General features: G+C 59.3%; 17 protein-coding genes and 3 pseudogenes. 11 read left to right on the top strand and 9 right to left on the bottom strand.

Going from position 1 to position 15,162, the window contains the following annotated elements:
- The first annotated feature begins 63 nt into the window (after positions 1–63).
- From CQW49_RS23060 to CQW49_RS24880, 3 genes are all read left to right on the top strand, one after another.
- A complete protein-coding gene (locus CQW49_RS23060) occupies positions 64–591 on the top strand; it encodes a DUF4142 domain-containing protein (protein ID WP_099832041.1) in 528 nt (175 codons plus the stop codon).
- Between the two features lie 46 nt (positions 592–637).
- On the top strand, positions 638–934 hold the full coding sequence (locus CQW49_RS23055) for a cupredoxin domain-containing protein (protein ID WP_244593422.1): 297 nt from the start codon (positions 638–640) through the stop codon (positions 932–934).
- A 348-nt stretch (positions 935–1,282) separates the two neighbouring features.
- Positions 1,283–1,564: a hypothetical protein gene (locus tag CQW49_RS24880; protein WP_157926124.1), complete on the top strand. Its 282-nt coding sequence runs from the start codon at positions 1,283–1,285 to the stop codon at positions 1,562–1,564.
- 32 nt (positions 1,565–1,596) lie between these two features.
- On the opposite strand, the gene CQW49_RS23050 is transcribed toward CQW49_RS24880, so the two are convergent.
- A complete protein-coding gene (locus tag CQW49_RS23050) occupies positions 1,597–1,872 on the bottom strand; it encodes a transposase (RefSeq protein WP_420845635.1) in 276 nt (91 codons plus the stop codon).
- 14 nt (positions 1,873–1,886) lie between these two features.
- Between CQW49_RS23050 and CQW49_RS24875 the strand changes: the two genes are divergently transcribed.
- Positions 1,887–2,054, top strand: a complete 168-nt coding sequence (locus tag CQW49_RS24875) for a hypothetical protein (protein WP_157926123.1) — start codon at positions 1,887–1,889, stop codon at positions 2,052–2,054.
- 86 nt (positions 2,055–2,140) lie between these two features.
- Here the strand turns inward: CQW49_RS24875 and CQW49_RS23045 are convergent, their stop codons facing one another.
- Entirely contained in the window at positions 2,141–2,383 is a 243-nt protein-coding gene (locus tag CQW49_RS23045; RefSeq protein WP_099832039.1) for a hypothetical protein, read from the bottom strand.
- On the opposite strand from CQW49_RS23045, the pseudogene CQW49_RS26150 reads away from it, so the two are divergent.
- A pseudogene (locus CQW49_RS26150) lies at positions 2,374–2,538 on the top strand (DUF488 family protein); the annotation flags it as partial. The gene CQW49_RS23045 and the pseudogene CQW49_RS26150 overlap by 10 nt on opposite strands.
- Positions 2,539–2,705: 167 nt before the next feature.
- Here CQW49_RS26150 and CQW49_RS23035 read toward each other — a convergent pair.
- Positions 2,706–5,048 (bottom strand): nitric-oxide reductase large subunit, encoded by a 2,343-nt coding sequence (locus tag CQW49_RS23035; RefSeq protein ID WP_244593421.1) that lies wholly within the window; start codon positions 5,046–5,048, stop codon positions 2,706–2,708.
- Positions 5,049–5,205: 157 nt separating this feature from the next.
- Here CQW49_RS23035 and tnpA (CQW49_RS23030) point away from each other — a divergent pair.
- The 6 genes and pseudogenes from tnpA (CQW49_RS23030) to CQW49_RS23005 all read left to right on the top strand — a co-directional run.
- Positions 5,206–5,433, top strand: a pseudogene (tnpA, locus tag CQW49_RS23030) (IS200/IS605 family transposase); the annotation flags it as partial.
- A 77-nt stretch (positions 5,434–5,510) separates the two neighbouring features.
- Positions 5,511–6,349, top strand: a protein-coding gene (locus CQW49_RS23025) for an IS5 family transposase (RefSeq protein WP_099832038.1) whose coding sequence is annotated in 2 segments (ribosomal slippage) — positions 5,511–5,898 and positions 5,898–6,349 — 840 coding nt in all. Because the reading frame shifts where the segments join, the coding sequence is not laid out codon by codon here.
- 15 nt (positions 6,350–6,364) lie between these two features.
- Positions 6,365–6,562 (top strand): annotated as a pseudogene (locus tag CQW49_RS23020) (transposase); the annotation flags it as partial.
- Between the two features lie 58 nt (positions 6,563–6,620).
- Positions 6,621–7,316, top strand: coding sequence for an IS6 family transposase (locus CQW49_RS23015; protein ID WP_099832037.1), 696 nt, complete (start codon positions 6,621–6,623; stop codon positions 7,314–7,316).
- 437 nt (positions 7,317–7,753) lie between these two features.
- Positions 7,754–9,133: an MmgE/PrpD family protein gene (locus tag CQW49_RS23010; RefSeq protein ID WP_099832113.1), complete on the top strand. Its 1,380-nt coding sequence runs from the start codon at positions 7,754–7,756 to the stop codon at positions 9,131–9,133.
- A 29-nt stretch (positions 9,134–9,162) separates the two neighbouring features.
- Positions 9,163–9,984, top strand: coding sequence for a phosphosulfolactate synthase (locus CQW49_RS23005; protein ID WP_099832036.1), 822 nt, complete (start codon positions 9,163–9,165; stop codon positions 9,982–9,984).
- A gap of 276 nt (positions 9,985–10,260) precedes the next feature.
- Here CQW49_RS23005 and tnpC read toward each other — a convergent pair whose 3' ends face one another.
- From tnpC to CQW49_RS22975, 6 genes are all read right to left on the bottom strand, one after another.
- The gene (gene tnpC / locus CQW49_RS23000; protein WP_099832030.1) at positions 10,261–11,832 is read right to left on the bottom strand and encodes an IS66 family transposase; all 1,572 of its coding nucleotides are present in this window, start codon (positions 11,830–11,832) and stop codon (positions 10,261–10,263) included.
- 50 nt (positions 11,833–11,882) lie between these two features.
- Positions 11,883–12,236 carry an IS66 family insertion sequence element accessory protein TnpB gene (tnpB, locus tag CQW49_RS22995; RefSeq protein ID WP_099832031.1) on the bottom strand — a complete coding sequence of 118 codons (354 nt, stop codon included), beginning with the start codon at positions 12,234–12,236 and terminating at the stop codon, positions 11,883–11,885.
- Positions 12,233–12,664 (bottom strand): IS66-like element accessory protein TnpA, encoded by a 432-nt coding sequence (gene tnpA, locus CQW49_RS22990; RefSeq protein WP_099832032.1) that lies wholly within the window; start codon positions 12,662–12,664, stop codon positions 12,233–12,235. The genes tnpB and tnpA (CQW49_RS22990) overlap by 4 nt, the downstream gene beginning before the upstream one ends.
- A 253-nt stretch (positions 12,665–12,917) precedes the next feature.
- Entirely contained in the window at positions 12,918–13,316 is a 399-nt protein-coding gene (gene sdhD, locus CQW49_RS22985) for a succinate dehydrogenase, hydrophobic membrane anchor protein (RefSeq protein WP_244593420.1), read from the bottom strand.
- A complete protein-coding gene (sdhC, locus tag CQW49_RS22980; RefSeq protein ID WP_099832112.1) occupies positions 13,313–13,711 on the bottom strand; it encodes a succinate dehydrogenase, cytochrome b556 subunit in 399 nt (132 codons plus the stop codon). Before sdhC ends, sdhD begins: the two co-directional genes overlap by 4 nt.
- Before the next feature lie 87 nt (positions 13,712–13,798).
- Positions 13,799–14,593 carry a succinate dehydrogenase iron-sulfur subunit gene (locus tag CQW49_RS22975; protein ID WP_099832034.1) on the bottom strand — a complete coding sequence of 265 codons (795 nt, stop codon included), beginning with the start codon at positions 14,591–14,593 and terminating at the stop codon, positions 13,799–13,801.
- Positions 14,594–15,162: the final 569 nt, after the last annotated feature.

Below are 15,162 nucleotides of genomic sequence, written 5' to 3'. Positions count from 1 at the left end.
CCTGCATCTATTGAGGCGCCATCACCCGCATAGGCGGGAAGTTGATGTCAAGGAGACACCACCATGTTCCGCAAACCGCGTCTTCTGCTCGCCGTCGCAATGAGCTTCGCAGCGTCTGGGGCAATGGCTCAGACTGCAGCCAAACCAACCGATCCGCAAATTGCGCACATCGCGTATACCGCAGGGCAACTCGACATCGCTGCCGCAGAGCTCGCACTGAAAACATCACAGAACAAAGCCGTCAAGGACTTTGCCGAGGAAATGGTCCGCGATCACACTGCAGTCAACAAGCAGGCGCTCGCCTTGGTCGAAAAGCTAAAGGTTAAGCCGGAAGACAATGACACCAGCAAATCCCTGACGGAAGGCGCCGCCAAGAAGCGCGAGGAGTTGTCGAAGCTGAGCGGAGCCGCCTTTGACAAGACGTACGCGCAGAACGAGGTCGCCTATCACCAAACCGTCAATGGGGCGCTTGCAACCGTGCTCATTCCCGACGCCCAAAACGGTGAATTGAAGAGCCTGCTTGAAACCGGTCTCAAGCTGTTTAAGGAACATCAGCAGCACGCTGAGCATCTCGTCGACCAGCTGAAGTAGCGTTTCGATGGGCGTTCGATCCCTTATGGCGGCGAGTGGGGCGCTGATGCTCAGCTTTCTCGCTTTCACACCGTTGTCGCGTGGCGCCGAGCCGCAGGTTTACGTAATCGAAATCAACAAATTGGCGTTTGGGTCTGCCCCGGCAGGCCTGCACGTGAATGACATTATCGAGTGGCGAAATTCGGACATTTTTCGCCACACGGCAACCGCCGACGATGGGAGTTTCGACATAGACCTCCTACCAGGGGCCAAAGGCCAAACGGTTTTGAAGCGGCCAGGTGTGATCGACTACACCTGCCGCTTCCATCCGGGCATGAAAGGTCGACTCGTAGTTGGTCCCTAAACCTCAAGGGGCGCTGCAATCTTGCAGCGCTCCCGCTATTTTGGGTTGCGTTCCGTTCGTGCGACGCGGTCAATATAGCGCCAGCGTGATGGCGCAAGGTGGCGAGTTCATCTTGGCGCGGTCATGGACTCTTTGCCCCAAAAACCGACCAGCCCATCCGCTTGGCGAGCATCTCCAGCGCGCACCGCCCATTTTCTGGGTTTCGGCGGGGGCTCTGGGCCGAACGGCGCCGGGATCATTCTTCAAACGTAACGCTTTAGCCCCGGCTTGCTTATCGGCGAGTCGAGCCAACATAACTCACGAGTTCCCTTTCGTCAGGGGAACAAACTCCAATCACGGAGAAAACCTATGACCACTCGTAGATTTACGGCGCTCTGGGCGATCGCATCGTTCTTCCTGAGCGGCGCTGCGCTCGCACAACAGCAGTCTGGCGATACGTCCGGCCCTGCTGTAGGCAGAAACGTCTTGCCGAGCACCGCCGTTGAAAAGCAATATGAAGACCCATCGAATATCAGCGAACAGGGTAAGCAACTCGGTACGAGCTCAAGGGCGGCCGGCTCACCTGGCATCGAAGGCAAACCCGGCGCGCAAAGCGGCCAAGGTCGCGAGCATCGGGCTCCTGGATCTTAGACTAGTACAGCGCTTCCGTGGATCGACTCATATCATGGCGTGACATTGATTTTGTAGGTCCAGGTATGAACGACGGGATCGCGATTGATGTCGTCGATTGCTGCGATGATCCGATCTTTCAGCTCCTTTTTGCACGTGACACGGATATGACGAAGCGTTGATCGTGCGAGCTTTGAGAAGAAATTCTCGACGAGATTGAGCCATGAACCATGCTTGGGCGTGAACACGAAGGTGAAACGCCCCTCTGGTTGCGCGTCGAGCCAAGCCTTGGTTTCCTTCGAGATGTGCGCGGAATGATTGTCGAGGATCAGCTTGATCGCCGTTGACGACGGATAGGCGGCGTCGAGCTTTTGCAGAAAGCTTCTACCGCCAACGAGTCGACCAGCATCTCGAAATTGGCCTTAACGCGCTGGAGAAGCTGAAGGCGCAGGAACGCGAGCGGCGGCATTCGCGCAAGCTGCGCAGCTTCTCCGAAGTCGCGCTTCAATGAATGGCGCTTTGGGCCTGTGTGATTCTGCGCCGTTGGATTTCGGGATTCATGTGCAGAAAGTTGGAAGGAGAGAAGATGTCGAGGATCTACGGCGAGGCGAATTCGACGACATTCTCATGCTGCTTGGTGACGCCCGCGATCTCGGTGGTCGCGTTGTGCCACCACTGCTGATTGAGCAAGAAGCTTTGATAGAAAAGATTGTATGGCCAACGTCGCCATGCTTCGTTCGCGAACCTTTTGTCTTGTGGCAGCGGATCAATGCAGGACGCGTCGTCCCCGTACAGGGCGCAACGCGACGCGTAATTGGTGAGCCGCCGCCATTTACGCATCCATCTTCGAATTCAAGTGGTTTCATTTTTCCGATTACGCGCCAATCGCCGCGTTCCGCACGGGGTTTGAAGAATTGCGGGCGCTCGCCCGTGTCCATCGTTGCGCTATCATGCGCGCCGAAGCCGTGTGGTGGCGCTGCCACCGCCGCATCATTACGGAGTGCCTGCCGGCGGAGAAGCTCCCCGTGGCCACATCATGGAGCCCATTAGGACAGACCCCGCAAAGCTCACGGTCGTCGCGCGATCGCCGCACGGTGGGATTCTCGTTTATCCGGCGGCGGAAGACGAGGAGGCCGAGACACCAGGCTGACCTGATTCTCATTCATTCAAATCGTGTATCGCCTACAACGCCATCACGGGCTGTCCGCCCCTCGCCTGGGCATGCAGCGCCCATACCCAGATACCCCTTGACCGTGGCGATCACCAAGGGTGTTGCGCCGAATATAATGAACACCAGGTCGCCCGGCAGGCGCAGCCACTCGATCAGGCGTGCTGTGTCGCTGCCGGTGTAGGCTAGGCTGCGGGCATGCCAGTAACCGTGCTGGGTCACGTCCCGTAACTGCAGCACGCCGCCGGGGAAAAGGTTCATTGCCACCATCATGGCGAGGCCAATATTGGTACCCCAGAAGGCGACCTTTACGCATTTCTCGATGCCGGCCCAACGCGATTCGTCGATGGTCTGGCGCAATACGAAAACCATCAGCGCGATCGCGAGCATACCAAACACGCCCATCAGCGCGGCGTGACCGTGGTTGGGCGTGAGCAAGGTGCCGACCTCATAATAGCTGATGATCGGTAGGTTGATCAAGAAGCCGAAAACACCGGCGCCGACGAAGTTCCAGAAACCCACCGCCATGAGGAAATAGAAAGTCCACTTGTGCGGCACTGCGACGGACTTGCCACAGATTTCGCATTCACTCCGAGTGACGCGGACGAAGTCCCACGCGTCCAAGGTCAGGAGCGTCAGCGGCACCACCTCCAGCGCCGAGAACATGGCCGACAGCGCCATGTTGAAATTGGTTTGGCCGGTGAAATACCAGTGATGCCCTGTGCCAACGATGCCACCGAGGAAGTACAGGATGGCGTCGAGGTAGATTACGCGCAGCGCGGTGTTGCGGCTGGTCAGGCCGAGTTGGAAAAACACCAGCGCAACGACAGTGGTGGCGAAAAACTCGAAAAAGCCCTCCACCCACAGATGGATGATCCAGAAGCGCCAAGTATCAACCACCGTGTAGTTGGTCTTGGCACCGTAGAATAGCGCTGGGATATAGAACACCGGGATCGCCAACGCCGCCAGCAGAAACGCCCGCGCCAATGGGCGCGCCGCCACGTCAGCCACCGCGCGCGGCCGCGCCAGCCACCACAACAACGCGAACCACACCAGCAGACCGGCCACCAGCAGGTACTGCCACAGCCGACCGATCTCCAAATATTCCCAGCCTTGGTCGCCCAGCCAGAACCACCACCGCCCGAGCAGCCCAGACATGCCCAACCACTCGCCCAACAGGCTGCCGCCGATCACCACGACGAAGGCGGCGAACAGTACGTGCACCCAGCCGGCCAACCAGCGCGGCTCGTCGGCGCGCAGCGAGCGGGCAAGGAACAACGCGGCGGCGACGTAAGCGGTGGCGATCCAGAAGATTCCCGTCTGCAAATGCCAAGTGCGCATCAGGTTGCTAGGGAAGATTTGTTCCAGCGGGATGCCATAGAAGCTGCCGGGATCGGCGCGGTAATGGGAGGTGGCGCCGCCGACTAGCGTTTGCGCCAGAAACAGCAGCGCCACGATGATAAAGAACTTGACCAGCGCGCGCTGGCCCGCGCTGGCTTGCCCCGGCAGCAGATGCGGGTGCACATGCCGGCCGCGACTGATCCAGCCGAGATAGTCGAATTTGCCGAAGGCCAGCAGCACCACGGCGATACCGCCGAGTAGCATCATCAGGCTCAGCGCGCTCCACAGTAGCGCTCCCGCAGTCGGTTGATTGCCGACGGTGGGATCATAAGGAAAGTTGTTGGTATAGGAGTAGTCCGCGCCCGGACGATCGGCGACCGAGGCCCAGGCCGCCCATGTGATGAAAGCGGTGAGCTGGTGCAGTTCCGCTGGGTCTGTGATCAGGTCGCGCTTGAGGCCGCCGTTGCGGGACGGATGACGAAAGTAGTCAGTCCATTGGCCGATCTCTAAGCGAAAGGCCTCGGCCTCCGGCGCGGTCAGACGCAGCGTCTCCGTGGTGGCGTCGTAGCGGTTGGTCTTCAGCGCCACCGCCACTTCGCTGCGGACGCCGGCCAGCTGTGCCCGCGTCAACGCGGCCAGCGGCTTGCCGTATTGCTGCTGCGCCAGCGCGGCTGCGGTGTGCTCGCCGATCCGATGCAATGTCTCGGCCGCGTAGTCCGGCCCGAGGTAGGCGCCGTGGCCCCAGACGGTGCCGTTGTCCATCAGGCCGTACTTGAGAAACACCGCTTGACCGTCACCGACGTCCGCTCCGGTAAACAGCACGGCATCGTCAGCCCCAATCACTCGCGCAGGTATCGGCGGCGCGTTGTGATAGGCCAGCACGGTGACGGCGATCAGCCCCGAAAAGCCCAGCACCATCACGATCAGCACCGCGCGCACCCACCAAGGCGAGAGCGCTGGATCTTCTAAGTCCGTCGATTGATCTATGGTGGTCATGGAATCTCGCCTGGTGCCGGTTGCTGATGCGCTTCTAAAGCAAAATGAGAGTTCCCCCGGCTTTGCCGGGGTGGCAGTCGGAGTTTGACGTTTACCGCAGTCCACCGACGAAACTTCTCACCGTGAGCCGCCAAGCACACGAAGAGGAAGTTCCGCGATGGACGAGTATGAGAGCTTAAGTCACACGAAATGGGACTGCAAATGCCACGTTGTGTTCATTCCCAAACGCCGCCGCAAGACGCTGTATGGTGAGCTTCGCGGTCATCTTGGGGAAGTGTTCAGGAAACTGGCTGTGCAGAAGGAGAGCCGGATCGAGGAGGGGCATTTGATGCTCGATCATGTGCATGTGATGATCGCGATCCCTCCGAAACACGCGGTTTCTCAGTGTCGGTCCGAAGAGAAGTTGAACCGGATGGATCGCTTGTGATTCAGTGAGGCTACCTGATTCTTGAGGGGCCGCTGATGTGGACGAATGAAAATCGTGCGCGTTACGATCGTAGCAAATTGCGCTATCCGAGTGACGTGACGGATGACGAATGGGCGCACGTCGAACCGTTGATTCCACCCGCCAGACGGGGCGGCGGGAAGCGCAGGGTCGACATTCGCGATGTCGTGAACGGCCTGATGTATGTTCTCTCGACCGGTTGCCAGTGGCGCGCCATCCCGAAGGATTTGCCGCCGAAGAGCACGGTCTATGGCTATTTCGATCTGTGGACCTACGATGGAACGCTCGATTGCATCCATCATGCCCTTTACGTGAAATGTCGCGAAGCGGCGGGGCGCGAGGCGAGTCCGACCGCCGCAGTCATCGACAGCCAGAGCGTGAAAAGCACGGAAAAAGGGGGCGTCGCATTGATCCGCACGGCTACGATGCCGGAAAGAAGATCAAGGGCAAGAAGCGGCATATTCTCGTCGATACAATAGGCCTGCTGCTTCACGCGCTCGTTCACCCGGCCGACATTCAAGATCGCGATGGCGGCGTTCTCGTTCTGCGCACGATGTTCGGAAAGTTCCCGTTTCTGCAAAAGCTGTTCGCGGACGGCGGCTATCAGGGACCGCAATTTCGCGAGGCACAGAAGCAAGCTTTGCCTGACGTCGTCACCGAGATCATCAAGCGCTCCGACGCGGCCGAAGGCTTCGAGGTTCTGCCCCGACGTTGGGTCGTCGAAAGAACCTTTTCGTGGCTCGGTCGGTGCAGGAGGTTGGCCAAGGATTTCGAAAACCTCAATCGAAAGGCGCTGGCGTTTCTTCACCTCGCCTCCATCCGCCTCATGCTCAGAAAACTCTGTAATCCATCATAAAGTTCACGGACAGACTCTCAGGTGGTAGGATACATCAAGGGCAAAAGCGCCATCCATATGGCGCGGGTGTATGGCGAGAGAAAACGAAGTTTCGTTGGGCAGCACTTTTGGGCCAGAGGATATTTCGTTTCGACCGTGGGGCGCGACGAGGAAGTGATCCGGGAATATATCCGCAACCAGGAAAACGAAGACGCGCGCTTGGAACAGTTGAACCGGCTTTGTCACGTTGTCGGGGCTTGCTGTCTCTCGCTCATTTCGGTAGCCGTTGGCCATGGCAAAGCTAAATTACAGCGGCTACCGGTTTCCGCCCGTGATCATTCAACAGGCGATCTGGCTGTATGTCAGGTTCACTTTGAGCTTCCGAGACGTGGAGGATCTGTTGGCTGAACGCGGGATCATCGTGTCCTATGAGACCGTGCGTCGTTGGGTCAACCACTTTGGACCGAAGATCGCTGCCAGTCTGCGCAAACGTCGACCAAGGCCCCATAGCACTTGGCATTTGGATGAGGTCTATCTCAAGATCGATGGACGCTTGGTTTATCTCTGGCGCGCCGTCGATAGCGAAGGAGAGGTTCTGGATGTTTTGGTTCAGACCAAGCGGAATAAGGCCGCTGCGCTGAAATTGATGCGCAAGCTGCTGAAGAAGAATGGCTTGATGCCCGACAAAATCGTCACCGATGACCTGCGGTCTTATAGCGCCGCAGCTCGTGAACTCGGGATCGCGGATCGCCACGAGCGCGGGCGATGGCGCAACAATCGGGCGGAGAATTCGCATCAGCCAACCCGACGAAGAGAAAGGAAAATGCAGGGGTTCAAGAGTGTGGGATCCGCGCAAAGATTTCTCTCAACGCATGCCGCCGCCTACAACACGTTCAACGTCCAACGCCATTTCATTTCAGCACGAACACACCGGGCTTTTCGAGCCTCGGCCACAGACACGTGGCGCGCGGCCGCCGCTGCTGCGTGAGCATCGTCGCCAACGAGATCCTTCGCGCCTATCATTCGACAACGTGACAACGCCCTCCAGAATCGTAATCTGCATTTGCTCTTCCCCCACTCTCCAATTCGCCGGCGACAACAGCGCGGCTGGTCGAAGGGACGGGCCGCCCTATAAATCTGTTGGGAGACATCCTGCGCCTGATCGCGGAACGAGGTCCGGCGCATGGTCTGCGCCAGCGTCGGGTATTCGATTGTGAGGTATGCAAGCGGAACGCAGGGGGGAGTTGCATCGTGACCGCGAGAAGATCCGTGCGTTTCGGCGCAGGATGAGCCGGGCACATGAAGACCGATCCATCCATTTACAAGAGCGACGACTCTGTGGCGTGGAGAGAATCCGATGGAGAAAAGATTGGATATGGCGCGGCGCTCGCCTGGGGAATGTCGATTCAGACAGAGCCCCTCGACATGACCGAGGTCCAGGAGCTCGCAATGTTCGTCGAACGGGCGCGTTTTGGCGATTTGAGCGCGGCGGCGGCCGAACAGCTAAAGATCCGCGTGCTCGACACGATCGGCGTGGCTATCGGCGCACTCCGCTCCGCCCCGATCGTCGCGATCCGCACATTAACCACAGAGCTCGGCGGCCAGTCACTTTCGACGCTCATCGGCGGCGGCAAGACAGCGCCCGATCGGGCGGCCTTCTATAATGGCGCGCTTAGCCGCTATCTCGATTTCATGGACAGCTACCTCGCTCATGGCGAAACCTGTCACCCTTCCGACAATCTCGGCGCGGTGCTGGCGGCGGCCGAGATGAAACGCGCGAGCGGCGCCGAATTCCTGACGGCGCTCGCCGTCGCCTATCAGGTCCAAACGCGCTTAAGCGACGTGGCTCCCGTGCGCGACAGGGGATTCGACCATACGACGCAAGGCGCCTATGCGGCGGCGGCGGGCGTCGCCAAAGCGTTGCGTTTGCCGCGCGAACAGATCGCTAACGCCATCGCCATCAGTGGGACCGCCAACAATGCGTTGCGCGTCACTCGCACCGGCGCGCTCTCGCAATGGAAGGGGCTCGCCTATCCGAACATGGCTATGGCGGCGACCCACGCGGCGCTCTTGGCCGCGCATGGAATCACCGGACCGGAAGCGGTGTTCGAGGGGAACAAGGGTTTCATGGAGACGATCAGCGGGCCCTTTGAGATCGACTGGTTGAAGGAAGATTTGGAGCGCGTCAAACTTACGATCTTGAAGAAGCATAACGCCGAGATTCACTCGCAGTCGGCGATCGACGCGGCGCTCGACATCCGCGCCCGCCCGAACTTTCGCGCTGGGGCGGTGCGCGCGGTGCGGCTTGAAACCTTCGCGGTCGCGCATCAAATCATCGGCGGTGGCGAGGAGGGCGACAAGCGCATCGTCCGAACCAAGGAGGAGGCTGATCACAGTCTGCCCTATATGCTCGCTGCCGCGCTCATCGACGGGAGGGTGCAGCCCGAGCAATATGCGCAAGAACGCATCCAAGCGGCGGACGTGCAGGACCTCTTGCGCAAGGTGACGGTTGTTCCCGTCGCCGCCCTGTCGGCGCTTTTTCCGCAGCGGCTTCCAGCCAGGCTCGAAGTGGAGCTCGATGACGGGGAAATCCTGAGGGCGTCGCGCGAGGACTACCATGGCTTCCACACCAATCCGTTCGACTGGACGGCGGCGCGCGCGAAGTTCGATTCTGTGACCCGCGCGTTCACCACGGCGGACGAACGTGCCGCCATGGCTGATGTGATCGCGAATCTTCATGAGCGTCCTGTTGTTGATCTCGCGGCGTTGCTCGGGGGCCTTGGCGCATATGAGACGGCTGCGTGAGCCTCGTTTTCTGCAAAGGGAGAGGAACCATGAGCGAGACTACGTTTTCCTTCATTCCCCGGGCGGCACGGTCCATGAAACCGCGCAAGACCGGGCTTACCGAGATTCGTGGCCCCTATTACAGCGCCTATGGCCCTCGGCACCTCGCGGATGTACTGGAAACCGTCGGCGCCTGGGTGGACGGCGTCAAATACGCGGGGGGATCATTCGCCCTCATGCCGCCGCAGGCGGTGATGGCGATCAACAAGGTGGCGCACGATCACGACGTTTATGTCTCGACCGGCGGCTGGATCGAGAATGTCCTGCGTTTCGGCCCGGAAGCCGTCACCCACTACATTGAAGAGGTCAAGACGCTTGGCTTCGACGTCGTCGAAATTTCCGCAGGTTTTATCAGTCTGCCGACCGACAGCATGCTGCGCCTCGTGAAGATGGTGAAAAAGGCCGGGCTGAAGGCCAAGCCCGAATTGGGGATTCAGTTTGGCTCCGGCGGCGCCACCGCGGCCAAGGAGCTCGAAGCCGAAGGAACCAAGGATGTCGGCTGGTTGATCGCGCAAGGCGAACGCGTTCTCGACGCCGGCGCGGACATCATCATGATCGAGAGCGAAGGGATCACGGAGAGCGTGAATAGCTGGCGCACCGACGTCGCAGCCGCCATCATCGACAAGCTTGGGCTCGATAAGGTGATGTTCGAAGCCGCCGATCCCCCGGTGTTCGAGTGGTATGTCAAGAATTACGGCAACGAGGTCAATCTCTTCGTCGACCACAGCCAGATCGTGCAGCTCGAGGCGCTACGCTCCGGAATATGGGGGACGAAGAGCACCTGGGGGCGCATCCAAAACCTCGCCGATTGATTTCGCCTTTCTAGCGTCGCCGCCTCAATATCACCGGTAGGCGCCCATGTGCGTGACTGACGGAGCAATTGCCAAGGTGGGCTTCGGATCAGGATAAGTGGCTAATGTTTTTTCACAAGGGTTCTTGCGCCGGCGGCCATCGAATCGCGGGAAGAGCAGGCGGTCGCCTGTGAACCAACGTGTGGACCCCAAAGAAAAGAGAATCTGGACCCCGCGGACCAAGGAACTGAAGTTTATCAACTGAGTTTAACGTAACCGGTGCGACAGATGCACCACTCATGCGGCGGCTTTTTGAACCTCGGCTTCGCGCGCGGCTTTCCAGTTCCATGCGAAGAGTTCATGAAGCTGGTTGCTCTTCGTGACGCCGGAGACAATGCGTTCGACGACATCCGTCAGCCATGTCTCGGGATCGACGTCGTTTAATTTTGCCGTGTTAAGTAGCGACGATATGATTGCCCATGTCTCGCCGCCGCCCGCGTCTCCGCAGAACAGACTATTCTTTTTTCCGATTGCAATCGGACGGATCGAACGCTCGACAATGTTGGAGTCTGGCTCCAATCGCCCGTCTTCAAGGAAAAGCGTGAGGCCCGCCCAGTGGCCAAGCGTGTAATCGATTGTTTCGCGTAACGGAGAGATTCTCGATATGCCGTCCTTCACCGCGACGAGCCGCGCGTGCAACGCTTCCATGATCGGCTTCGTTTCAGCTTGTCGCACGGCGCGGCGATTGTCGGCGCTGGTTCCCCGAACGCGCTTCTCGATGGCGTAGACCTCGGCCAGCCGCTCGATCACCTCCCGCGCGAACGGCGATTGCGTCGATTTGTGGATGGCGACAAACTTGCGCCGCGCGTGCGCGACACAAAACGCCAGGCGGATTTTGCCGTTCGTCGCCTTTCCCTTGCCGCCGGCCAACGACTTGTAGGCGGCGTAGCCGTCGACTTGCAGCACGCCCGAGAAGCCGCGGAGCTGTTCGGCGATCTCCTTCTTGCCGCGTCCTTCCGCGAACACATAGACGACCGCAGGCGGCGCGGGCCCCTTCCAGGCGCGATCGTCCGTCGCATGGGCCCAGAACTGGCAGGTTTTCGTTTGTTTGCGCCCGGGTTCGATGACTGGCATGGGCGTCTCGTCGCAGAACAGCCGGGGATAGGTGTGCATGTGGGCGAGTTGCAGGAGATAGAGACCCTTCAGCATCCACGCCAATTGCTTCATCCAGCGCGCCAGCGTCGAGCGATCGAGATCAACGCCGAGCCCGGCAAGGATTTGCATTTGCCGGTAGAGCGTCGATTGCCATCCGTATTTGGCGACGGCGATGTGGCAGACGAGCGCTGTCGTCACCATGCCGCCCTCGATCAATCGCGCGGGGGCTTTCGCCTGAACGACCTTTTCCTCGCAATTCCGGCAGGCGTATTTGGGACGGATCGTGCGCAGAACCCGCACCACCGCTGGAACCCGATCGAGCGCCTCGCTCGCCTCCTCGCCGATGCGATGCAGCTTGCCCGCGCAACAGGGACAGACGGTCGTGTCCGGTTCGATCGTCACCTCGTGGCGCGGCAGGTTCGCGGGCAAGGCTCCGATGTTTCGTTTTGATTTTGCGCGTGGACGCCGCGCGCGCTCGTTCGTCGATGCCGCGTCGTCGTTGGCGGGCGGCGGCGCAATGCTGGCAGCATCTTCCAGATCGAGGGGAAGTTGTTCGGCGAGGATGACGGACAACCGCTCCGACCGCGCACCAAAAATAAGCCCTTTCAAATTGGCGACCATCGCGCGCAAAGACTCGTTTTCCGCGTCGAGCCCGAGCGCCAGTTCGGCCAGTAAGGCGGGGTCAGAGGGAAGGTTTTCAGGGCGCAGCGCCATAAGCTCAAGCTAGCGCAAAATACTCTAAAATGCCAGTAAAATAAGGCGTTTCACGCAACAATTGTCGGGCGCTTCACGACCTTTGGAACCACCCGCGACCATTCCGAAAGCCCCTCGACAAGCATGGCCAACTGCGTCGCGCTGACGCGCATGACGCCATCCTTGACGGGAGGCCAGGCGAAATGCCCTTCCTCGAGCCACTTCGTCGCCAGAATCATGCCCGTGCCGTCGAACATCAAAATCTTCAATCGATCGCGGCGCTTCGAGCGAAACACGAAAATATCGCCGCAATACGGATTGCCCAAACCCTCCGCGACCAAGGCGACGAGGCCATGCACGCCTCGCCTGAAATCGATTGGCTGCGTGGACACGAACACGCGCGTCTCCGAGGCGAACGAAATCATCGCGCCGTACGCAACGCCGATATCACCGCATCAAGCGTGGCGCGGTCAACGCCCTTGGGAACCCGGATCGTCGCGCCGCCAATTTCGATTTTGATCGCGCCCGAAGTCGCCGGCCTCGAGACGGAAGCGGCGCTCTTTTCGCGATGCGTCGCGTCGCTTTCCACGAGCACCGTGGCGAACAGCTCGCGTTTCGTCGAGGGCGAGGCGGCCAACGCTCGCGCCTGTCGTCGCCAGATGTTTAGCAGGCCGCGACTCACGCCATTGCGTCGCGCGACCTCCGAAATATTCGCCTTGGGTCGCAGGCTTTCCCCAACGATCCGGTCCTTTTCCTCCGGCGTCCAATCCCGTCGGCGGCGGTGTCCGGTGATCACCTCGACCCGACGATAAGTCCTGTCATCATGCATGGCATCAACCATGGCATTAGCCATCCGAGCACTCCGTTGAGTTTTTGATCTCGCGCGGGAGTGTCGCTCATCCACGACAAATTACGAGGTGGGTCGGTCGCGCCGGTTACAGTTTAACCTACGCTTGAATGGAGGTTCCCCACCAGGAGATGGAGCATCATCCGAATGGCGGCCCTTTTTCGACCAAGAGCGAAGTTGATCGCTACATTAGGTGTGTTTCATTTCGGCCGCTTAGGGGCTGCATTTCTGCATCTGAGCCTGCCATGGAAATGGTTGGTTAGCTGGCGGTAGCGATTTTCACCAGAGCCAATGCGCCGGCGATGCCCATCGTGAATGTGAATCCGGTATTCGCCATGAGAAGCAAGGCTTTCGCTGTGGGTTTGTGCACGTAATCTTCGATGATGACCTGCATGCCGATCCGCATGTGAATGCAGAAGTTCAGGATTGTTAGGAGAAGTAATGTCGCGACCGCCGGGTGGCCAAGGCGCGCTAACGCTGCGTCGCGATCAATTCCAACGCTCGAAAGGACGATCAGAACAGCGGCAATGGTCAACGGGAGGCCAAGCAACGAAGTGACGCGCTGGCGCCAGAAATCGACGGTCCCGCTCCTGGCCGAACCCAGTCCACGCGCTCGAGCAAGTGAGGTTCGCAGGTTTAACATCGTCCAATCTTTCACATCAGATATCCGATAACCCAGAGAACAACAGTCCCAGACAAGGATCCCAGGATCGTGGCCAGCGAGAGATATTCTCGCCAGGGATAGCTGTGCGCCCAACCCATGTCCCAGATAATGTGGCGCATGCCACCGAGCGCATGGTGCAAGATCGCCCACGTGAAGCCAAACAGAAAAATGAGGCCGGGAACCGAACTCATGAATCGTTGCTGCAAAACGTAAGCGCTCGGACTGACGGCGGTGGCGGCGAGCCACCAGACGAACAGGGCAGCGCCGAAATAAAGCGTCGCTCCGGTGATGCGATGGAAAATGGACATCGTCATCGACAGCGTGGGTCGATAAACCTGCAGATCCGGTGACCTCGGTCGCTTCCTGATACGTTCGGGACTGTCGGTCATGTGAAACACCTTACGCTGGTTGTGAGTCATTGCGCGCTGCAGACCGCCTCGCCAGTGCGATACGCTTCCGCAGCCATGTCGTTTCACTCAATGTCGGCGTTGGACAAGCATCGCCTTGATCTTGGCGATCGCTTTGGCTGGCTGAAGCCCCTTTGGACATGTTTTGGTGCAGTTCATAATCGTATGGCAGCGATAGAGTCGGAAAGGGTCTTCGAGCCTGTCAAGCCGCTCCCCCGTCGCTTCATCCCGGCTGTCGATCAGCCAGCGATAGGCATGGAGCAATACCGCCGGCCCCAAATACCGATCTCCGTTCCACCAATAGCTGGGACAGCCGCCGGTGCAGCAGAAACAAAGGATGCACTCGTAATAGCCGTCGAGTTCGGCACGGTCCTCTGGGCTCTGCAAGCGCTCTTGCTCCGGCTCCGGTGTTTTAGTCTCGAGCCATGGCTCGATCAGTTGGTGCTGCGCGAGCAGGTAACTTTGGTCGACGACTAGATCCTTGATCACCGGCAGATGGTTTAGCGGAAAGATCCGTATTATGCCCGGGATGTCGTCGATTGGCTGCGTGCACGCGAGCCAGTTCCTCCCGTCAATGCTCATCGCGCAGGAACCGCAAACGCCTTCGCGGCACGATCGGCGAAATGTCAGTGTGGGATCAATCTCATTCTTGATCTTGATGAGAGCGTCGAGAACCATCGAACCGCAATCGTCACGATCGATATAATAGGTGTCGAGACGCGGGCCACCTGCGCCGTCAGGGTCGAAGCGATAGACTTGAAACGTCCGAACGCGTGTGCCGGGCTTTGGGGCTCCCCAGGTTCTGCCGGCAGCAATTTTGGATATGGCTTCGAGGCCGAAGTTAAGAGGCAAGAAAGATCTCATCGCCACTCCCTGAGCTCGACAGTATGGAATAACATTTCTCCGGGCGGCGTTTCCCCAATCGCCGCCCATAATGTTATTCACCGCTGGAACGGATATCAATAACGATTCTGGCTCATGCCGGGTTCCGGGTGAGGGGGCGATGATTGCTTCGACGAGCGCGGTCAGAGGCGCTTTTCGAGGTTTTCTAGCGTTGTGCGCGAACAGGGTTCCTTGGCTGGTGCGCGGGGCGTAAGCGCGCACCGTCAGAATTGTATTCAGGACGCCGCCGCGTGCTTCGAACGAACAGACGGTATGAGACGCTTCGCGAATCCTCGCGGAAGCGGTTTTTCGCGCGAGGGACGTTTCAACGTGTCATCATGTCGTCAAACCTGAACCCGTCGAAGTCTATACCGACCTGGCGCAGGCAACTCCTTGGAGAATTTGCCTGAGTCATCGTTTTCGTCGTAATGTTCACGTTCGTAGCGTGACAGGCCGGCTTCATGTGCCGATCGCAAGCTACCTAGCCATCGTGCCCGCGCGATCGGCGGTGATCCCGAATGCTCGCACGGAAAAGAACGCGGGAATGTGAC

The organism is Methylosinus trichosporium OB3b (assembly GCF_002752655.1).
Lineage (GTDB): Bacteria > Pseudomonadota > Alphaproteobacteria > Rhizobiales > Beijerinckiaceae > Methylosinus > Methylosinus trichosporium.
Note: the sequence above shows the minus strand (reverse complement) of the source record. Positions and strands in the feature narration are given on the sequence as shown.

Coding starts and splice junctions, on each gene's coding strand:
- CQW49_RS23060 (WP_099832041.1), top strand. CDS start 64: ATGTTCCGCAAACCGCGTCTTCTGCTCGCCGTCGCAATGAGCTTCGCA.
- CQW49_RS23055 (WP_244593422.1), top strand. CDS start 638: ATGCTCAGCTTTCTCGCTTTCACACCGTTGTCGCGTGGCGCCGAGCCG.
- CQW49_RS24880 (WP_157926124.1), top strand. CDS start 1,283: ATGACCACTCGTAGATTTACGGCGCTCTGGGCGATCGCATCGTTCTTC.
- CQW49_RS23045 (WP_099832039.1), bottom strand. CDS start 2,383: ATGCGTAAATGGCGGCGGCTCACCAATTACGCGTCGCGTTGCGCCCTG.
- CQW49_RS23035 (WP_244593421.1), bottom strand. CDS start 5,048: ATGACCACCATAGATCAATCGACGGACTTAGAAGATCCAGCGCTCTCG.
- CQW49_RS23015 (WP_099832037.1), top strand. CDS start 6,621: ATGGCAAAGCTAAATTACAGCGGCTACCGGTTTCCGCCCGTGATCATT.
- CQW49_RS23010 (WP_099832113.1), top strand. CDS start 7,754: ATGACCGAGGTCCAGGAGCTCGCAATGTTCGTCGAACGGGCGCGTTTT.
- CQW49_RS23005 (WP_099832036.1), top strand. CDS start 9,163: ATGAGCGAGACTACGTTTTCCTTCATTCCCCGGGCGGCACGGTCCATG.
- tnpC (WP_099832030.1), bottom strand. CDS start 11,832: ATGGCGCTGCGCCCTGAAAACCTTCCCTCTGACCCCGCCTTACTGGCC.
- tnpB (WP_099832031.1), bottom strand. CDS start 12,236: ATGATTTCGTTCGCCTCGGAGACGCGCGTGTTCGTGTCCACGCAGCCA.
- tnpA (WP_099832032.1), bottom strand. CDS start 12,664: ATGGCTAATGCCATGGTTGATGCCATGCATGATGACAGGACTTATCGT.
- sdhC (WP_099832112.1), bottom strand. CDS start 13,711: ATGACCGACAGTCCCGAACGTATCAGGAAGCGACCGAGGTCACCGGAT.
- CQW49_RS22975 (WP_099832034.1), bottom strand. CDS start 14,593: ATGAGATCTTTCTTGCCTCTTAACTTCGGCCTCGAAGCCATATCCAAA.